This window comes from Streptomyces radicis (assembly GCF_003626575.1).
GTDB lineage: Bacteria > Actinomycetota > Actinomycetes > Streptomycetales > Streptomycetaceae > Streptomyces > Streptomyces radicis.
Window position 1 is genome coordinate 47,951 of the sequence record NZ_RBDY01000023.1, and the last position, 16,170, is coordinate 64,120.

A 16,170-nucleotide genomic window follows, 5' to 3' on the forward strand; every position below is an offset into this window, starting at 1 on the left:
CGGTCAACTTCCGGTCGACTTCCGATCAACGTCGGTCGGCCCCAGCTTCGGTCGGCTTCGGTCAGCTTCGGTCGGCGACCGTCAGCGACCGTCCCCAGGTACCCGCGGCATATCAGATGAAACGCCCACAAATGCCGCATTGTGTGGCGTAAGGCCCGGCAGGGTACCCGCCCCTGGCCGCCCCCCACGCCCGAAGGGAAGCCCCGATGACAGCCGCCAGCGAAAGCAGCCCCGACGACGGCAGGCGCGTGGTGGTCGTCGGCGCCACCGGCAACGTCGGCAGCGCCGTCGTCCGCGCCCTCGCGGGCGACCCGCGGGTCACCTCGGTCGTCGGCATCGCCCGCCGCGTCCCCGACTGGTCCATGGAGAAGACCACTTGGGCCGCCGTGGACATCGGACACGCGGGCGCCGCACGCGACGCGCTCGCCGCCCACTTCGCCGAGGCCGACGCCGTGATCCACCTGGCCTGGATGATCCAGCCCGCGCGCGACCCGCTGACGACGTGGCGCACCAACGTCCTCGGCACCGACGAGGTGCTCGCCGCGGCCGCCGCGTCCGGCGTTCCCGCGCTGATCTGCGCCTCGTCCGTCGGCGCCTACGCGCCGGGCCCCAAGGACCGCCTCGTGGACGAGAGCTGGCCCACCCATGGCTGGCCCACCGCCTCGTACACCCGCGAGAAGGCGTATGTCGAGCGGATGCTCGACGCCTTCGAGCTCGAGCACCCCGGCATCCGCGTGGTGCGGATGCGCCCCGGCTTCCTCTTCGCGCGGCACGCCGCGTCCGGGCAGCGCCGCCTCTTCCTCGGCCCGCTCCTCCCCGCGCCACTGGTCCGCCCGGGCCGCACCCCCGTCGTTCCCGACGCGCCGGGGCTGCGTTTCCAGGTGCTGCACACCGCCGACGCGGCCGAGGCGTACCGGCTGGCCGTGCACCGCCCGGTGCGTGGGGCGTTCAACCTCACCGCCGACCCCGTCGTCGACCCGGCGCTGCTCGCCGACATGTTCGGCGCCCGAACGGTGCGGGTGCCGCGTCCACTCCTGCGCGCCGCGCTCGCCGCCGCGTGGGGCGCGCGGCTCGCGCCCGCCGCGCCCGGGCTGTTCGACGCGCTGGTGCGCCTGCCGCTCATGGACCGCACGCGCGCCGAGGAAGAGCTCGGCTGGACCCCGCGCCGCGACGCGCGCGACGCCCTCGCCGACCTCGTCCACGGCCTGCGCCACCGCACAGGGCTCGACACCCCGCCGCTCCGCCCCGAGCCGCCGGGCGGTCGGCTCGCCGAGGTGGCCACCGGCGTAGGGCGGCGCGCCTGACCGCGCGGGGTTTCCCGGCGCCGCCACGGGGTTACCCGGCCCGGCCCGCCCGCTTCCGTTGAAAGGGAAATGATGTGAGCCACACCGAGACGGTCGCCGATCATCTGCTGAGCCGACTGCGCGCCTGGGGCGTCGAGACCGTCTACGGCTACCCGGGCGACGGGATCAACGGACTGCTCGCCGCCTGGGGCCGAGCCGCCGACCAGCCCCGTTTCATCCAGGCGAGGCACGAGGAGATGGCGGCGTTCGAGGCCGTGGGGCACGCCAAGTTCGGCCGGGGTCTCGGCGTGTGCGTCGCCACCTCGGGCCCCGGCGCGATCCACCTGCTCAACGGCCTCTACGACGCCGCGCTCGACCACGTACCCGTGCTCGCCGTCGTCGGCCAGACCAGCCGCGGCGCCCTGGGCGGCGCGTACCAGCAGGAGGTGGACCTGCACGCGCTGTTCGCCGACGTGGCCGCCTACCGGGAGACCGTCACCGTCCCCGAGCAGCTGCCCAACGTCCTGGACCGCGCCATCCGCACCGCCCTGTCACGGCGCGCCCCCGCCGTGCTGATCGTCCCCGCCGATGTGCAGGTCCTCGACCACGTGCCCCCCGACCACGCCGCCACGATGGTCCCCTCGAGCCTCGACCTGGGCGCCTGGACCACCACGCCCACCGACGACGCCCTGGCCCGCGCCGCCGACGTCATCAACGAGGGCACCGACGTGGCCATCCTCGTCGGCCAGGGCGCGGCGACGGCGGGGCCCGAGGTGGAGCAGCTGGCCGAGACGGTCGGCGCGGGCGTCGCCAAGGCGCTCCTCGGCAAGGACGCGCTGCCCGACACGCTGCCGTATGTCACGGGCGGCGTCGGGCTGTTGGGCACCCGCCCCTCGCAGGACCTGATGGAGGGCTGCGACACCCTCGTGGTCATCGGCTCCAGCTTTCCCTACAGCCGGTTCCTCCCTGAGTACGGCACGGCGCGGGCCGTGCAGATCGATGTGGACCCGGGGCTGATCGGCATGCGGTACCCGTTCGAGGTCAACCTGGTCGGCGACGCCCGCGCGACCCTCGAACGGCTCCTGCCGCTCATCCACCCCAAGGAGGGCGCCCGCGAACGCCTCGCGGGCATCGCCGCGTCCATGGAGCGCTGGCACGACACCCTCGCCCGCCAGGCCGAGCTGGTCTCCGCCGACCCGATCAACCCCCAGTACGTCGCGCACGCGCTCGACCCGCTGCTGCCCGATGACGCGATCCTCACCGTGGACTCCGCTTCGGTCACCACGTGGTACGCCCGCCACATCCGGATGCGCGGCACGATGCGCGGCTCGGTCTCCGGCACGTTGGCCAGCATGGGCTGCGCCGTGCCTTACGCGATCGGCGCCAAGTTCGCCCACCCCGAGCGCCCCGCCGTGGCGCTGGTCGGCGACGGCGCGATGCAGATGAACGGCATGAACGAGCTGATCACCGCCGCCAAGTACCGGCACGCGTGGGACAACCCCCACCTGACGGTCGGCGTCTGGAACAACCGCGACCTCAACCAGGTCACCTGGGAGATGCGCGCCATGACCGGCGCCCCGCAGTTCCTGCCGTCCCAGGAGCTGCCCGACGTCCCCTACGCCGCGTTCGCCCGCTCCCTCGGCCTGACGGGGATCCGGGTGGAGCGCCCCGAGGACGTCGAGGCGGCCTGGCGCGAGGCGCTCTCGGCCCCCGGGCCCGCGGTGGTGGAGTTCCTCACCGACCCGTCCGTTCCCCCGATCCCGCCGCAGGCCACGTGGGAGCAGCTGGAGTCCCTGGCGAAGGCGCTCCTCAGGGGCGACCGGGACCGCGCCGACGTGGTGCGCAAGGGGCTGAAGTCGAAGCTCCAGGAGTACCTGTCGAGCCGCCCCGACGACCAGGCCGATCAACGGCACTGACCCGGCCGGCGCCGGGGGATTCATGCAGGCACACCAGTGGCCCGTGCCGCGTTCCGGTGGCACGGGACCAACGTCTCGGGCGCAGTCAACGACTCTCGAAGGAGCCGTCCTTGACAGCCGTGGTGAATGCCGCCCAGTCGCTTCGATCGAAGGTCAGGACCGGGCTGCCTGCGTCCTTGGAGTCCCGGAGGTCCATGCCGCCGTCAGCGCGGCGACGCGCTTCGGCACAGTCACCGTTCTGTGCGCTGGAGCTGCTCTTGAACCAACCGGACTGGTTTGCCTGCATCACCCTCGGTCTCTCTCTGCGCTTGCTTCTGCGATGATCCCCTCGATGAGGGTCTTGCTCTCCAACTCGCCCAGAGCCGTTGCTCGCAGGTGGTTGAAGACATCTGCGTAGAACCCGATATCGCTCGGGTCTTCGAGGTACGTATGACTGACGTGGTTCTCCAGCAACACGACCTGCATCTCGGACGGCTCGGGGAACCGGTAGACCTTGAAAGGGAAGGGTCCACCGCGGTAAGCCCCGACTGAGAAGGGTAGTACCTGCAACGTGACGTTCGGCCACACCACGATCTCGGCGCGAACGGTGACTTCCTCGCGAAGCTGAGCGCATAGCGTTCCACCGGTCTGCCCCAACGCGGTGACGGAACGTCCGCGGCGTTGGGGCGGACAGTACCAAGGGACAGTGCCAGACCTTCGAGACGAGTGACACGTCCGCAGGTCACGGGGTATTGCCGCGGCCGATGTGCTCGATATGTCGAGCAACGCGTCGGCTGCTCGGCGGTGTCCCACTGCACGCGGCTCACTCGTTGGCCTCCAGCTCCTTCATGAAGTCCTCGTGCGAGATCGGCGACTTACCGTCTCGCCTGCGCTACCTGGCCCGCGACTTCCTCGTTGACCGGACCGACGACTGGTTCCTTGTGGACATCAACCCCAACGGCCAGTACGGCTTCATCCCCGCTCTGCGCGACCCCATCACGCACGCCATCGCCGACGAACTGGAAGGGAACACCCCCGCATGAGCCCGCTCACCGCCGAGGAAGCACGCGCCGACCTGGCCCACACGCTGACCACCAGCGGCGCCCTGCGCACCCCCGGATGGCAGGCGGCCTTCGCCGCCGTGCCGCGAGAGGTCTTCGCCCCGGCCTTCTCCATCCGCACCCCCCGAGGGCTGCGGGACTGCACCGCGGCCGACCCCGACTTCTGGGCCACCGTGTACAGCGACGACTCCCTGATCACCCTTCGTGACGCGGCTGGCACCGCCATCAGCAGCTCGAGCCAGCCGTCGCTGATGGCTCGGATGCTCGAGGCCTTCACGGTGAACGACGGTGACCGGGTGCTGGAGATCGGCACGGGGACCGGCTACAACACCGCGCTGCTGTGCCACCGCCTGGGTGCCGAGCGCGTGGTGAGTGTGGACATCGACCCGGTGCTCACCGAGGCGGCACGCGAAAAGCTCCGCCGCATCGGGTACGAGCCGGAGATCATCACCGGGGACGGCACCGCCGGTCATCCCGGCAGCGGCCCCTACGACGGCATCCTGGCCACCTGCGGCGTCCACCGCATCCCGCGCGCCTGGCTTGACCAGCTCCGCCCCGGCGCGGTCATCGTCGCCAATATCGGTGCCGGCATCGTCCGTCTGGTCACCCGGGAGGACGGCGGCGCCACGGGTCGTTACCTCCCCGAAGAGGCCGGATTCATGCCCGCCCGTCCCGTCGCCGACCACGTGGCCGCCACCGCGGGCCGGTACAGCGCCCTCATCGTCCGCACCCCGGGGCGCACCCGCGTGGAACCCCTCCCCGTCGCCCGCGAGGAAGCGGCGGACTTCTACCGTGCCCTCGCCCTCACCCGTGCCATGGAGGTGGTCCTGGTCCACCACGGTGTCCTTGGCATGACCCTGCGCGACGGGGAGAAGACCACGCACGGCCTCGTCCACCCGCCCACCGCATCGTGGGCACGCGTCGTTCCCGACGGCGCCGGTGCCGTCGCCGAGGTCACCACCGGCGGCCCCAGGGACCTGTGGGCCGAACGCCGCGCACTCCTCGTTCCCTGGTTCAGGGCCGGACGCCCCGGCCCCGGCCGCTACGGCCTCAGCGTGGACCCACGCGGCGGGCACACGCTGTGGAGGGAAGGGCCCGACCGTCTCTCGCTGGCCTTGACCTGACCGCCGCGTGAGCGGTCAACGCGACGGAGTGCCGCGCTTGTGGGCCCTGTACCGCTGCACCGCCCGCCACACCACGCGGGCCACGCCGAGCGCGACCAGGGGCCGCTTGAGTGGTCCAAGACGCATCGCGCGCCGCCTCCTTCCGGCCGACGTCCGGCCGACGAAAGCCCCCGTCCCCCCTCTTCTGCCCGAACGCGCCGGGATCAGGCCGCGCGGCATCAGGCCGCGCGGCCCGCCTCGACGTCCTCCACCTCGGCCCTGATCCGCTCACAGGCCCGGCTCAGCAGCCGCGACACATGCATCTGCGAGATCCCGAGCTGTCGCGCGATGCGGCTCTGCGTCATCCCGTGGAAGAACCGCAGGTACAGGATCTGCCGCTCCCGCTCGGGCAGCGCCCGCAGCGGGCTCTTGACCGCCTCCCTGTCCACCACCCGGTCGAACCCGGGCTCGTGCGCGCCGAGGGTGTCGAGCAGCGAGTAGTCGCCGTCGGCGCCCGGCAGTTCGGCGTTCAACGACAGGGTGCTGTAGCTCTCCAGCGCCTCGAGCCCGGTCTTGACCTCCTCCTCGGTGAGCCCGCAGTGGCCCGCGATCTGCTCGACGCTCGGGCCACGGTCGTCCAGGCGGAAGCTCAGCTGCCTGATGGCCGCCCTGACCCGGTTGCGCAGCTCCTGCGTGCGCCGGGGCACGTGCAGCCCCCACATGTGGTCGCGGAAGTGCCGCTTCACCTCGCCGACGATCGTCGGCACGGCGTAGCTCTCGAACGGGCGTCCCCGGCTCGGGTCATAGCGGTGCACGGCCTTCACCAGACCCAGCGCGGCCACCTGCTCCAGGTCCTCGAGCGCCTCGCCGCGGTCCCTGAAGGTGCGGGCGAGCCGGTCCGCCATGGGAATCCAGGCGCAGATCACATCCCGGCACAGCTCCTCGCGCTCGGGGCAGGGCGGCAATTCCGCGATGCGCTTGAATTGCCAGCTGGTGTCCGGTGCGTCGTCGTGCGGATGGCGATTCTTGCGGGTCTTGCGGGAATGCGCGGGTGTATTCATTCTGCTCTCCCAGGTGAGGGTGGGCGTGCCGCTCTGCTCGCCACGGGAAGAGGCCGTTCCGACAAGTCTGCCTGCTGTCCGGGTCACGCACATCTCGAGCGGATTCACCCCCACCATTCCCGGGTATGCCCGGCCGCCGCCCCGGCCGCCGCGCGGTGATCGGCGGAACGGCACGTTTCTCAGGGCCCAGGGCGGATACCCGGCCCCGGATTTCCCACCCTTCCACGGAAAGCGCCGGGAGCGAGCATGGCCATGCACACCGAATCCGCGGCGCTGCGCGTCGTGGTCACCGGGGCGACGGGCGCGCTTGGCCCCGCGGTGGTGCGCGGGCTCGCCGCCGACCCGCGCGTCGGCACGGTCGTCGGTCTCTCCCGGCACCCACGGGACCCCGGCGATGACCCGGCGCCGGGACGGGTGCGCTTCGCCCGCGCCGACGTCACCGCCGAGCCCGACCTCGCGGGCCTCTTCGCGGGCGCCGACGCCGTGGTCCATCTGGCCTCGCTGTCCCCGCCCGCGCGCGACCCCGCCGCCACATGGCGCACCAACGTCATCGGCAGCGACCGGGTGTTCGAGGCGGCCGCCGCCGCCGGCGTTCCCGCGCTGGTGCACGCCTCGTCGGTGATGGCCTACGCCCCCGGGCCCAAGGACCGTGCGGTGGACGAGCGTTGGCCCACCCATGGCTGGCCCGCCGCGGCCTATCCGAGGGAGAAGGCGTACGCCGAGCGGCTCCTCGACGCGTTCGAACGCCGCCATCCCGAGGTCAGGGTCGCCCGCGTCCGCCCCGCCATCGCGCTGCACGGCGCAGGGGCGCACGGTCAACGGCGGCGCTTCGCCGGACCTTTGGCGCCCCGGCGGCTGCCACCTGGCCCGCTGCGCGTCCTGCCCGATGTGCCGGGGCTGCGCTTCCAGACCGTGCACACCGACGACGCGGCCGACGCGTTCCGCCGCGCCGCGCTCGACCAGGGCGCGCGCGGGGCGTTCAACGTGGCGGCCGACCCGCCCGTGGACGCCGCGTTGCTCGCCGAGCTGACCGGCGCCCGCCGCGTCCGCGTCCCCGCGCGGGCCGCGCGCGCCGCCCTGGCCGCCGCCTTCGCGCTGCGCCTGGTGCCCACGTCGGCGCACACCCTCGACTCCGTGCGGACCCTGCCGCTGATGGACACCGCCCGCGCCCGCCGCGTCCTCGGCTGGGCCCCGCGGCACTCCGCCCGCGCCGCCGTCGCCGCGCTCGTCGAAGAGCTCGGCGAAGAGCTCGGCGCCCACGACGGGGGAGGCAGGCCATGACCCGGGGCAGGGCCCATGACGCGGTCGTGATCGGCGCCGGGCCCAACGGCCTGACCGCGGCCAACGTCCTGGCCGACGCGGGCTGGCGCGTCCTGGTCCTGGAGGCGGAGGACGAGCCAGGCGGCGCGGTGCGCAGCGACAGGGGCGTGCACCCCGACTATGTGCACGACCTGTTCAGCGCGTTCTACCCGCTGGCCGTCGCGTCCCCCGCGCTGCGCGCCCTCGACCTCGAACGCTGGGGCGTCACCTGGAGCCACGCCCCCGCCGTGCTGGCCCACCCCACGCCCGAGGGGCGCTGCGCGGTCCTGCACCGCGACCAGGAGCGCACGGCCATGAGCCTCGAGGGGTTCGCGCCCGGCGACGGCGAGGCGTATCTGCGGCTGCTCGCGCGCTGGGACCGGCTCGACCCCGGGCTGCTGGGCGCGTTGCTCGGCCCCTTCCCGCCCGTGCGCCGCCTGGCCGCGCTGCTGCCCGGGCTCAGGGCGGCGGGCGGCCTGCGGCTGCTGCGGATGCTGACGCTGCCCGCGCGGCGGCTCGGCGAGGAGGAGTTCGCGGGGGACGGCGCCCCGCTGCTGCTCACCGGCTGCGGCCTGCACGCCGACTTCCTGCCCGAGTCCGCGGGCAGCGGCCTGTTCGGCTGGCTGCTCGTGATGCTCGGGCAACGCCACGGCTGGCCCGTGCCCGTCGGCGGCGCCGCCGCGCTGACCGACGCGCTCGTCCGCCGACTGGCCGACCGCGGCGGCGAGTTGCGCTGCTCCGCGCCCGTGTCCCGGATCGTCGTCCGCGAAGGCCGCTGCCTCGGCGTCACCACCGCGGACGGCGAGCCGATCCGCGCCGGGCGCGCCGTGCTGGCCGACGTTCCCGCGCCCGCGCTCTACGGCGGCCTGGTCGGCTGGGAGCACCTGCCCGACCGGCTGCGCGCCGATGTGCGCCGCTTCCAGTGGGACCACCCGACGCTCAAGGTCGACTGGGCGCTGACCCGGCCCATCCCGTGGGCCTCGCCCCAGGCGGGCGCCGCGGGCACCGTCCACCTGGCCGACAGCGTCGACCACCTGACGCGTTACGCCGCCGACCTGGTCACCGGCACCCCGCCCGAGCGGCCCTGCGTCGTCCTCGGCCAGATGACGACGTCCGACCCGAGTCGTTCCCCCGAGGGCACCGAGTCGGCCTGGGCGTACACCCATCTGCCGCGCGGCAACGCCGCCCCCGCGCCGCCCGAGGCGCTGGCCGACCGGCTCGAGGCCGAGGTCGAGCGCTACGCGCCCGGCTTCCGCGACGCCATCGCCGCCCGCCGGATCATGGCCCCCGGCGACCTCGAGCGGCACAACCGCAGCCTCCACGGGGGCGCGGTCAACGGCGGAACGGCCGCGGTGCACCAGCAGTTGATCTTCCGCCCGGTCCCGGGCACCGGGCGCCCCGCCACCCCCGTCGCAGGCCTGTACCTGGCGTCGTCGTCGGCCCACCCCGGTGGTGGCGTGCACGGCGCGTGCGGGGCGAACGCCGCCCGCGCCGCGCTGCGCGCCAGGCTCCCGCTCGCGGGCCTCGCCCCGCCGAGGAGGCCGCGATGGCGGTCCGGCCGATCCTGATCCGGCGCCCGCCGCCCGCGGTCTGGGCCGTCCTGTGCGACGGCCGCCGCTTCGCCGACTGGGTCGTCGGCACCCATGACTCCGCGCCGCTCGACGACGACTGGCCCGCGGTCGGCTCGGCCATCCGCTATGTCGTCAGGCTCGGCCCGCTGAGCGCGCGGGGCCGCACCGTCGTCCGCTTCCACGAGCCGGGCCGCCGCATCGAGCTCGAGGCGCGGAGCCGCCCCGCGGGCACCGCGCGCATCGCCATCGAGGTCCTGCCATGGGGCCGGGACGCCACCCTGGTCACCGTGGACGAACACCCCCTCACCGGCGCGATCCGGCACCTGCACAACCCCCTGTTCGAGGCGGCGCTCCAGCTGCGCCACCGCCTCATGCTGCGCAATCTCGCCCGCGTCGTGGAGTCATCGGTCGAGGCCCCCGGCGAGGCCCCTGGCGGGTCTCGGTGAGAAGCCGTTGAGCGGTCCCTGATCAACGGCGCCAACGGCCGAGCGCCACCTGCGCGTTCGCACACGCCCACGAACGAGTCAAACCAGGGCATCGCGTCCCCCCGGCGGTACAAACGGGCGCGACCCACGAAAGGACCGTTCATGGCGACCCTCACCGAAACGCGCCCTGAGGAGGACGCTCCGGCGCCCAGGACGCCGGGGCAGATCCTGGTGTCGTGGCTCACCACCACCGACCACAAGCAGATCGGCTCGCTCTACCTGACCACGGCGTTCTTCTTCTTCTGCGTCGGTGGCCTGCTCGCGATGGTGATGCGGGCCGAACTGGCCAGGCCCGGCATGCAGATCATCTCCGCCGAGCAGTACAACCAGGCGTTCACGATCCATGGCACGATCATGATGCTGCTGTTCGCGACGCCGCTGTTCGCCGGGTTCGCCAACTGGATCATGCCGTTGCAGATCGGCGCCCCCGACGTGGCGTTCCCGCGGCTCAACGCCCTGGCGTACTGGTTCTACCTCTTCGGCGCGATCATGGTCGTCGGCGCGCTCCTGCTGCCCGAGGGGGCCGCCAGCTTCGGCTGGTTCGCCTACAGCCCGCTGACCGACGAGCGCTACGCGCCCGGGCACGGCCCGAACCTGTGGGTCATGGGCCTCGCGCTCTCCGGCTTCGGAACGATCTTCGGCGCGGTCAACTTCATCACGTCCATCGTCTGCATGCGCGCCCCCGGCATGACGATGTTCCGGATGCCGATCTTCACCTGGAACGTCCTGCTGACCAGCGTGCTCGTGCTGATGGCGTTCCCCGTGTTCGCCGCCGCGCTCTTCGCCCTCGGCGCCGACCGGATCTTCGGCGCCCATGTCTTCGACCCGGCCAACGGCGGCGCCCTGCTGTGGCAGCACCTCTTCTGGTTCTTTGGGCACCCCGAGGTCTACATCATCGCGCTGCCGTTCTTCGGGATCGTCACCGAGGTGCTGCCGGTCTTCTCCCGCAAGCCGATCTTCGGCTACATCGGCCTGGTCGCCGCGACGATCGCGATCACGGGGCTCTCGATGATGGTGTGGGCGCACCACATGTTCGCCACGGGCGCGGTGCTGCTGCCGTTCTTCTCGCTGCTCTCGTTTCTCATCGCCGTGCCCACGGGCGTCAAATTCTTCAACTGGATCGGCACGATGTGGAAAGGCTCGCTCAGCTTCGAGACGCCCATGCTGTGGGCGATCGGCTTTCTTGTGACGTTTCTCTTCGGCGGCCTCACCGGCGTCCTGCTCGCGTCACCGCCGCTCGACTTCCATGTCACCGACACCTATTTCGTGGTGGCCCACTTCCACTATGTGGTCTTCGGGACCGTGGTGTTCGCGATGTTCGCGGGATTCTATTTCTGGTGGGCCAAGTTCACCGGGAGAATGCTGGACGAGCGCCTCGGGAGGATCCATTTCTGGACGCTCTTCGTCGGATTCCACGGAACGTTCCTCGTCCACCACTGGCTCGGCGCCGAGGGCATGCCGCGCCGCTACGCCGACTACCTCGCCGCCGACGGGTTCACCACGCTCAACATGATCTCCACCATCGGCGCGTTCCTCCTCGGCCTCTCGACGCTGCCGTTCCTCTACAACGTCTGGCACACCCACCGCAACGCCCCGAAGAACCACGGCGACGACCCCTGGGGCTACGGCCGCTCCCTCGAGTGGGCCACCTCGTGCCCGCCGCCCCGCCACAACTTCGTGGCGCTGCCCCGGATCCGCTCCGAGTCGCCCGCGTTCGACCTGCACCACCCGGACATCATCAGGACCGACCACGCACGGCACAGGGACCGTCGGTACGTCACCGAGGCGCCGGACCACGCGCCGGGCCCCGACGGCGGCGAGAGCGAGGGTCGCTGACATGACCGCGACCCCCACCCGGCGCGAGGCCGCCCTCGGCATCGCCAAGATCGAGGGCTATCTGCTGTGGCAGGCCGAGCTGTCCAACGCCCGCACCGAGGGCGCGTCGTTCGCCGCCGGGCTCACCTGGCTGACCGAGGAGCAGCGCGCCGACATCGCCGAGCGCTACGCCGAGGAGCGCGTCAGGCTCGCCCGCCGCGTGCTCACCGGCGTCGCCGAGCGCTGCGCGGCCCTCGAGGCCGAGTACGGCGAGCGCTACCGCCGCCTCCGCGTGCGGCTGCTCGCCGTGGCCCTCTGCACGCTGCTCGGCTGCGCCACCCTGGCGGTCGTGGCGCTCGCGGTCGCCGCCGAGGGCGTGTGACCCATTCCACGCACCGCGTGGACGCCGGACGGGGCAAGGGATCCTGGCGTCACCCCGGGGCCCGGGACGATCTTGGTCTTCCGGGGGTTCGCCGCGTTTGCCATGGTGGGCCACGTCGTCCGGCGCGCGCCTTCCGCGCCGACCCCCGACCCCCTCCCTTCCTCCCATGGCCTCTCCTGCCTCGCGTCTCGTTCCCTCGCTGCCGCGGCTCTCGCCCGCGGCCCTGACGACAGGCTCGCGCAGCCCGTGGCGTTCGCTGCGGACCCCCAGCATGCGCTGGTGGTCGGCGGCGAACCTCGTCTCCAACGCCGGTACCTGGATGCAGCTGACCGTGCAGAACCTCCTGGTCCTCCAGGTCACCGGGTCCGCCGCCATGACCGGTCTCTCGCTGGCCGTCCAGGCGGGCCCTGGGCTGCTCCTCGGCCTGCTCGGCGGCGCCGCGGTGGACCGCTGGCCCCGTAAGCGCACGGCCACGCTCAGCCAGGCCGGGCTCGGCACGGTCGCGCTCGTGACCGCGGGCCTCGTGGCGTTCGGCGCGCTCTCCGTGCCCGCGCTGCTGACCCTCGCGGCCGTCACCGGCGTGATCGCCACCGTGGACGCCCCGGCCACCGCCCTGCTGGGCAACGACCTGGTGCCCACGAAGGACGTCCCCTCGGCCATCGCGCTCGGCTCCGCCGTGCACAGCGTCGGCCGCCTCGCCGGAACGGCCCTCGCCGGTGTCGCCATGGTCGCCTTCGGCCCCGCGGCGGCGTTCGTCGCCAACGGCCTGTCCTTCGCCTTCGTGGCGAGCGTGATCCCGTTCCTGAGGCTGATCGACAAGAGCGGCGAGCCCGGCGCCCGCCCCGTGACCGCCGAGAAGCCCGCCGAGAAGACGGCCGAGAAGACGGCCGAGGCCGAGCCCGAGGGCTCCGACGGCACCGCGCGCGAGGGGCTGCGGTACTTCATGCGCCGCCCCCGGCTGGTCGCGCTCGCCGCGATCACCGGGCTCGGCGCGGTCTTCGGCCGGAACTACGCCCTGACCCTCGCCGTGCTGGTGACCGGTCCGCTGGCGGCCGGAGCGGGCGCGTTCGGCACCGTCTCCACCGCCCTGGCCGTCGGCGGCATCGTGGGCGCCCTGCTCGCCGGTGTGCTCCAGCGGCCCTCGGTCCGCATGGTCGCCGCGCTGGCCGGGATCGGCGCGGTCCTCCAGATCGCCGCGGGCCTGACCCCGACGCTGGCGCTGCTGATCGCCCTGGTCATCCCCATGGCCGTGGTCGAGTCGGTGTCCGACACCGCGGGCACCACCGTGCTCCAGACCGACCCGCCCGCGCACATGCGAGGGCGCGTGCTCGGCGTCTGGCGCAGCCTGTCCACCGGCTGGGGCCTGATCGGCCCGCCCGCCATCGGCCTGCTGATGGAGCTGGCCGGAGCCAGGGCGGCCCTGGTCGTCGGCGGCCTTGTCATCGCCACCGCGGCGGGCGCGGGACTCCTGGTCCACAGCCGCCGCACAACCCCCGCCACCCCGGCGGTGTCCCTGACCAAGGCGACCAACGCGCCCAAGGCGCCAGCGGCCCAGGCGCCCGCGCCGCTGGCCGCCGCGGCCTGATCCACGTACCCGGCGACCACCGGTCCATGCGGCCCGCGGGCCGTTTGTGTTCGCCGCTCCCGGATACCCGCGGGGCATGAGTGACCAGGACCCCTCGCAGGCCGAGGGCGAACGCGAGAACGACGACCAGACCGAGCCCAGGCACCGCGGGCAGCCGCACCCCAGACGGCCCCCGTCCCAGGCCGAGGGCGAGCGGAACAAGAACAACGGGTTCCCACGGGACGCGGGGCCCCGGCGGAACGGTGGACGCCCCCGCCGGTGAGCGGCGTTCGCCCCGTGGCGCGCTCAGCGGGCGTTCGCCGCCGGGCCCACCAGCTCCTCCAGCACGTCCTCCATCGTGACGAAGCCGAGCAGCCTGCCCCGGGCGCTGGTGACCGCGGCCAGGTGCGTCACGGCCGCGCGCATCGTCGTGAGCGCGTCGTCGAGCGGCGTGTCGGGCCGCACCCGCACCACCGGGTGCAGCGCCTCGCGCGGGAACGGCCGGTCCCGCGCCGCCGCGCCGAGCGCGTCCTTCACATGCAGGAAGCCGAGCACGGTCGACCCGGGCCCGGTCACGGGGAAGCGCGAGTAGCCCGACTCCGCCGACACCCGTTCGAGGCGCCGCGGCGTCACCCGGTGGTCCACCGCCACCATGCGGCTCAGCGGGACGACGATCTCCGCGACCGTCCTGCTGCCCAGCTCCAGCGCGTCCCGCAGCCGCCTGCTCTCCCGCGCCTCCAGCAGCCCCGCGTCGCTCGAGTCCTGCACGAGCCGCGCCAGCTCGTCGTCCGTGAACACCGACGCCACCTCGTCCCTGGTCTCCACCCGGATCAGCCGCAGCAGCCCGTTCGCCGCCGCGTTGATCGCGAACACCACGGGCCGCAGCGCCCGCGTCACCGCCACCAGCGGCGGCCCGAGCAGCAGCGCGGCCCGGTCGGGCGCGGCCAGCGCGATGTTCTTGGGCACCATCTCGCCGACCAGCATGTGCAGATAGGTCGCCAGGGACAGGGCGATGGCGAACGAGATCGGGTGCACCACCCCGCCCGGCACACCCATCGCGTCGAACAGCGGCTCGAGCACGTGCGCGACGCCCGGCTCCGCCACCGCGCCGAGCACCAGCGACGACGCGGTGATGCCGAGCTGCGCGGTCGCCATCATCGGCGACAGGTGCCGCAGCGCCCACAGCACGGTGCGCGCCCCGCGCTCGCCCGCCTCCGCGCGCGGCTCGACCTGGTCCCTGCGCACCGAGATCAGGGCGAACTCGGCGGCCACGAAGAACGCGTTGGTCACCAGTGTCAGCGCGCCGAGCGCCAGTTGCAGCGCCGTCATGGCGCCTGAAGCCCCTCGGCGGGCGCGGCGATCCGCACCCGCTCGGCGCGGTGCCTCGCCGTGAACATCACGGTCAGCCGCCAGCCGTCGATCGTCACATGGTCCCCGGTGGCCGGGATCCGGGCCAGCCGGTTGGCGAGCAGCCCCGCGGCCGTCTCGTAGGGCCCGTCGGGCACCGGCATCCCCAGGGCGGCCAGCTGGTCGAGGCGCACGCCGCCGTCCGCCTCCCAGGTGCCGGGACCCGTGCGGGCAAGCCCCGGGCCCTCCTCGGGGTCGTGCTCGTCGCGCACCTCGCCGACCACCTCCTCGACGATGTCCTCCAACGTCACGACGCCCGCCGTTCCGCCGTACTCGTCCACCACCACCGCCATCGAGTGCCGCTCCCGCAGCCGCTCGAGGAGCCGGTCGACGGGCAGGCTGTCCGGCACGAGCACGGGCGGGCTCGCCAGCCGCTCCACGGTCGTGGTGGAGCGTTCCGCCTCGTCGAGGGCCAGCACGTCCTTGATGTGCACGACGCCGATCACGTCGTCGAGCCCCGCGTCGTACACCGGGAACCGGGACAGGCCCGTGGCCAGCGTCAGATTGGCCGCGTCGGCGGCCGTCGCGGTGTTGCGCAGGGCGTGCACGTCCACGCGCGGCGTCATCACGTTCTCCGTGGTCAGCTCGCCCAGGTGCAGGGTGCGCACGAACAGCTCCGCCGAGTCCGAAGGCAGCACCCCCTCCTCGGCCGAGTGCCGGGCCAGCGCGATGAGCTCCTGCGGGGTGCGGGCCGAGGCCAGCTCCTCCGTGGGCTCGAGGCCGACGAGCCGCACCAGCCGGTTCGCCGTCTCGTTCAGGTGCCGGATGAACGGGGCGAACGCCGCGGTGAACGCCCGCTGCGGACCCGCCACCGCCCGCGCCACCCGCAGCGGCCGCGAGATCGCCCAGTTCTTCGGGACCAGCTCCCCGATCACCATCAGCACCACCGTCGACGCGGCGACGCCGAGCCCCACCGCGAGCGAGGACGCGAGGCCCTCGGGCAGCCCGGCCGCCTCGAGCGGGCCGCGCAGCAGCACCGCGAACGACGGCTCGGCCAGCATGCCGATCACCAGCGAGGTCACCGTGATGCCGAGCTGCGCCCCCGACAGCTGGAACGTCAGCGCCCGCGCCGCCCGCAGCGCGCCGCTCGCGCCGGGCTCGCCCGCGGCGGCGGCCCGTTCGAGATCGCCTCGCTCCACCGTCGTCAGCGAGAACTCGGCCGCCACGAACACCGCGCAGGCCAGCGTGAGCAGCAGGGCCACCAGGAGAAGCAGCACCTCGAACACCGAATCACCCCTGTTCCG

Annotated in this window: 16 protein-coding genes; 11 read left to right on the forward strand and 5 right to left on the reverse strand. The window is 73.3% G+C overall.

Going from position 1 to position 16,170, the window contains the following annotated elements; translation table 11 throughout:
- Positions 1-206 precede the first annotated feature (206 nt).
- Both D7318_RS23830 and D7318_RS23835 read left to right on the forward strand, forming a co-directional pair.
- On the forward strand, positions 207-1,304 hold the full coding sequence (locus tag D7318_RS23830; RefSeq protein WP_120699242.1) for an NAD-dependent epimerase/dehydratase family protein: 1,098 nt from the start codon (positions 207-209) through the stop codon (positions 1,302-1,304).
- 74 nt (positions 1,305-1,378) lie between these two features.
- Positions 1,379-3,199, forward strand: coding sequence for a thiamine pyrophosphate-requiring protein (locus D7318_RS23835; protein WP_120699243.1), 1,821 nt, complete (start codon positions 1,379-1,381; stop codon positions 3,197-3,199).
- Positions 3,200-3,284: 85 nt separating this feature from the next.
- Here D7318_RS23835 and D7318_RS23840 read toward each other — a convergent pair whose 3' ends face one another.
- On the reverse strand, positions 3,285-3,485 hold the full coding sequence (locus D7318_RS23840) for a DUF397 domain-containing protein (RefSeq protein WP_120699244.1): 201 nt from the start codon (positions 3,483-3,485) through the stop codon (positions 3,285-3,287).
- Positions 3,485-3,835: a Scr1 family TA system antitoxin-like transcriptional regulator gene (locus D7318_RS23845; protein ID WP_183091577.1), complete on the reverse strand. Its 351-nt coding sequence runs from the start codon at positions 3,833-3,835 to the stop codon at positions 3,485-3,487. Before D7318_RS23845 ends, D7318_RS23840 begins: the two co-directional genes overlap by 1 nt.
- A 173-nt stretch (positions 3,836-4,008) precedes the next feature.
- Here D7318_RS23845 and D7318_RS23850 point away from each other — a divergent pair, with 173 nt between their 5' ends.
- Entirely contained in the window at positions 4,009-4,221 is a 213-nt protein-coding gene (locus tag D7318_RS23850) for a hypothetical protein (protein ID WP_183091756.1), read from the forward strand.
- On the forward strand, positions 4,218-5,363 hold the full coding sequence (locus D7318_RS23855; protein ID WP_120699245.1) for a methyltransferase domain-containing protein: 1,146 nt from the start codon (positions 4,218-4,220) through the stop codon (positions 5,361-5,363). The genes D7318_RS23850 and D7318_RS23855 overlap by 4 nt, the downstream gene beginning before the upstream one ends.
- 218 nt (positions 5,364-5,581) lie before the next feature.
- On the opposite strand, the gene D7318_RS23860 is transcribed toward D7318_RS23855, so the two are convergent.
- A complete protein-coding gene (locus tag D7318_RS23860; protein ID WP_120699246.1) occupies positions 5,582-6,403 on the reverse strand; it encodes a SigB/SigF/SigG family RNA polymerase sigma factor in 822 nt (273 codons plus the stop codon).
- Between the two features lie 252 nt (positions 6,404-6,655).
- On the opposite strand from D7318_RS23860, the gene D7318_RS23865 reads away from it, so the two are divergent.
- The 7 genes from D7318_RS23865 to D7318_RS23895 all read left to right on the forward strand — a co-directional run bounded on the left by D7318_RS23865 (position 6,656) and on the right by D7318_RS23895 (position 13,802).
- Positions 6,656-7,684, forward strand: coding sequence for an NAD-dependent epimerase/dehydratase family protein (locus tag D7318_RS23865; protein ID WP_120699286.1), 1,029 nt, complete (start codon positions 6,656-6,658; stop codon positions 7,682-7,684).
- A complete protein-coding gene (locus tag D7318_RS23870) occupies positions 7,681-9,270 on the forward strand; it encodes a phytoene desaturase family protein (protein WP_120699247.1) in 1,590 nt (529 codons plus the stop codon). Before D7318_RS23865 ends, D7318_RS23870 begins: the two co-directional genes overlap by 4 nt.
- Positions 9,249-9,719: an SRPBCC family protein gene (locus D7318_RS23875; protein WP_120699248.1), complete on the forward strand. Its 471-nt coding sequence runs from the start codon at positions 9,249-9,251 to the stop codon at positions 9,717-9,719. Before D7318_RS23870 ends, D7318_RS23875 begins: the two co-directional genes overlap by 22 nt.
- 141 nt (positions 9,720-9,860) lie before the next feature.
- The gene (ctaD, locus tag D7318_RS23880; protein WP_120699249.1) at positions 9,861-11,594 is read left to right on the forward strand and encodes an aa3-type cytochrome oxidase subunit I; all 1,734 of its coding nucleotides are present in this window, start codon (positions 9,861-9,863) and stop codon (positions 11,592-11,594) included.
- A gap of 1 nt (position 11,595) precedes the next feature.
- Entirely contained in the window at positions 11,596-11,955 is a 360-nt protein-coding gene (locus tag D7318_RS23885) for a hypothetical protein (protein ID WP_120699250.1), read from the forward strand.
- Between the two features lie 166 nt (positions 11,956-12,121).
- Positions 12,122-13,540 carry an MFS transporter gene (locus D7318_RS23890; RefSeq protein WP_120699251.1) on the forward strand — a complete coding sequence of 473 codons (1,419 nt, stop codon included), beginning with the start codon at positions 12,122-12,124 and terminating at the stop codon, positions 13,538-13,540.
- A gap of 76 nt (positions 13,541-13,616) precedes the next feature.
- The gene (locus D7318_RS23895; RefSeq protein WP_120699252.1) at positions 13,617-13,802 is read left to right on the forward strand and encodes a hypothetical protein; all 186 of its coding nucleotides are present in this window, start codon (positions 13,617-13,619) and stop codon (positions 13,800-13,802) included.
- Positions 13,803-13,825: 23 nt separating this feature from the next.
- Here the strand turns inward: D7318_RS23895 and D7318_RS23900 are convergent, their stop codons facing one another.
- Both D7318_RS23900 and D7318_RS23905 read right to left on the reverse strand, forming a co-directional pair.
- Positions 13,826-14,848, reverse strand: a complete 1,023-nt coding sequence (locus tag D7318_RS23900; protein ID WP_120699253.1) for a hemolysin family protein — start codon at positions 14,846-14,848, stop codon at positions 13,826-13,828.
- On the reverse strand, positions 14,845-16,152 hold the full coding sequence (locus D7318_RS23905) for a hemolysin family protein (protein ID WP_120699254.1): 1,308 nt from the start codon (positions 16,150-16,152) through the stop codon (positions 14,845-14,847). Before D7318_RS23905 ends, D7318_RS23900 begins: the two co-directional genes overlap by 4 nt.
- Positions 16,153-16,170 lie beyond the last annotated feature (18 nt).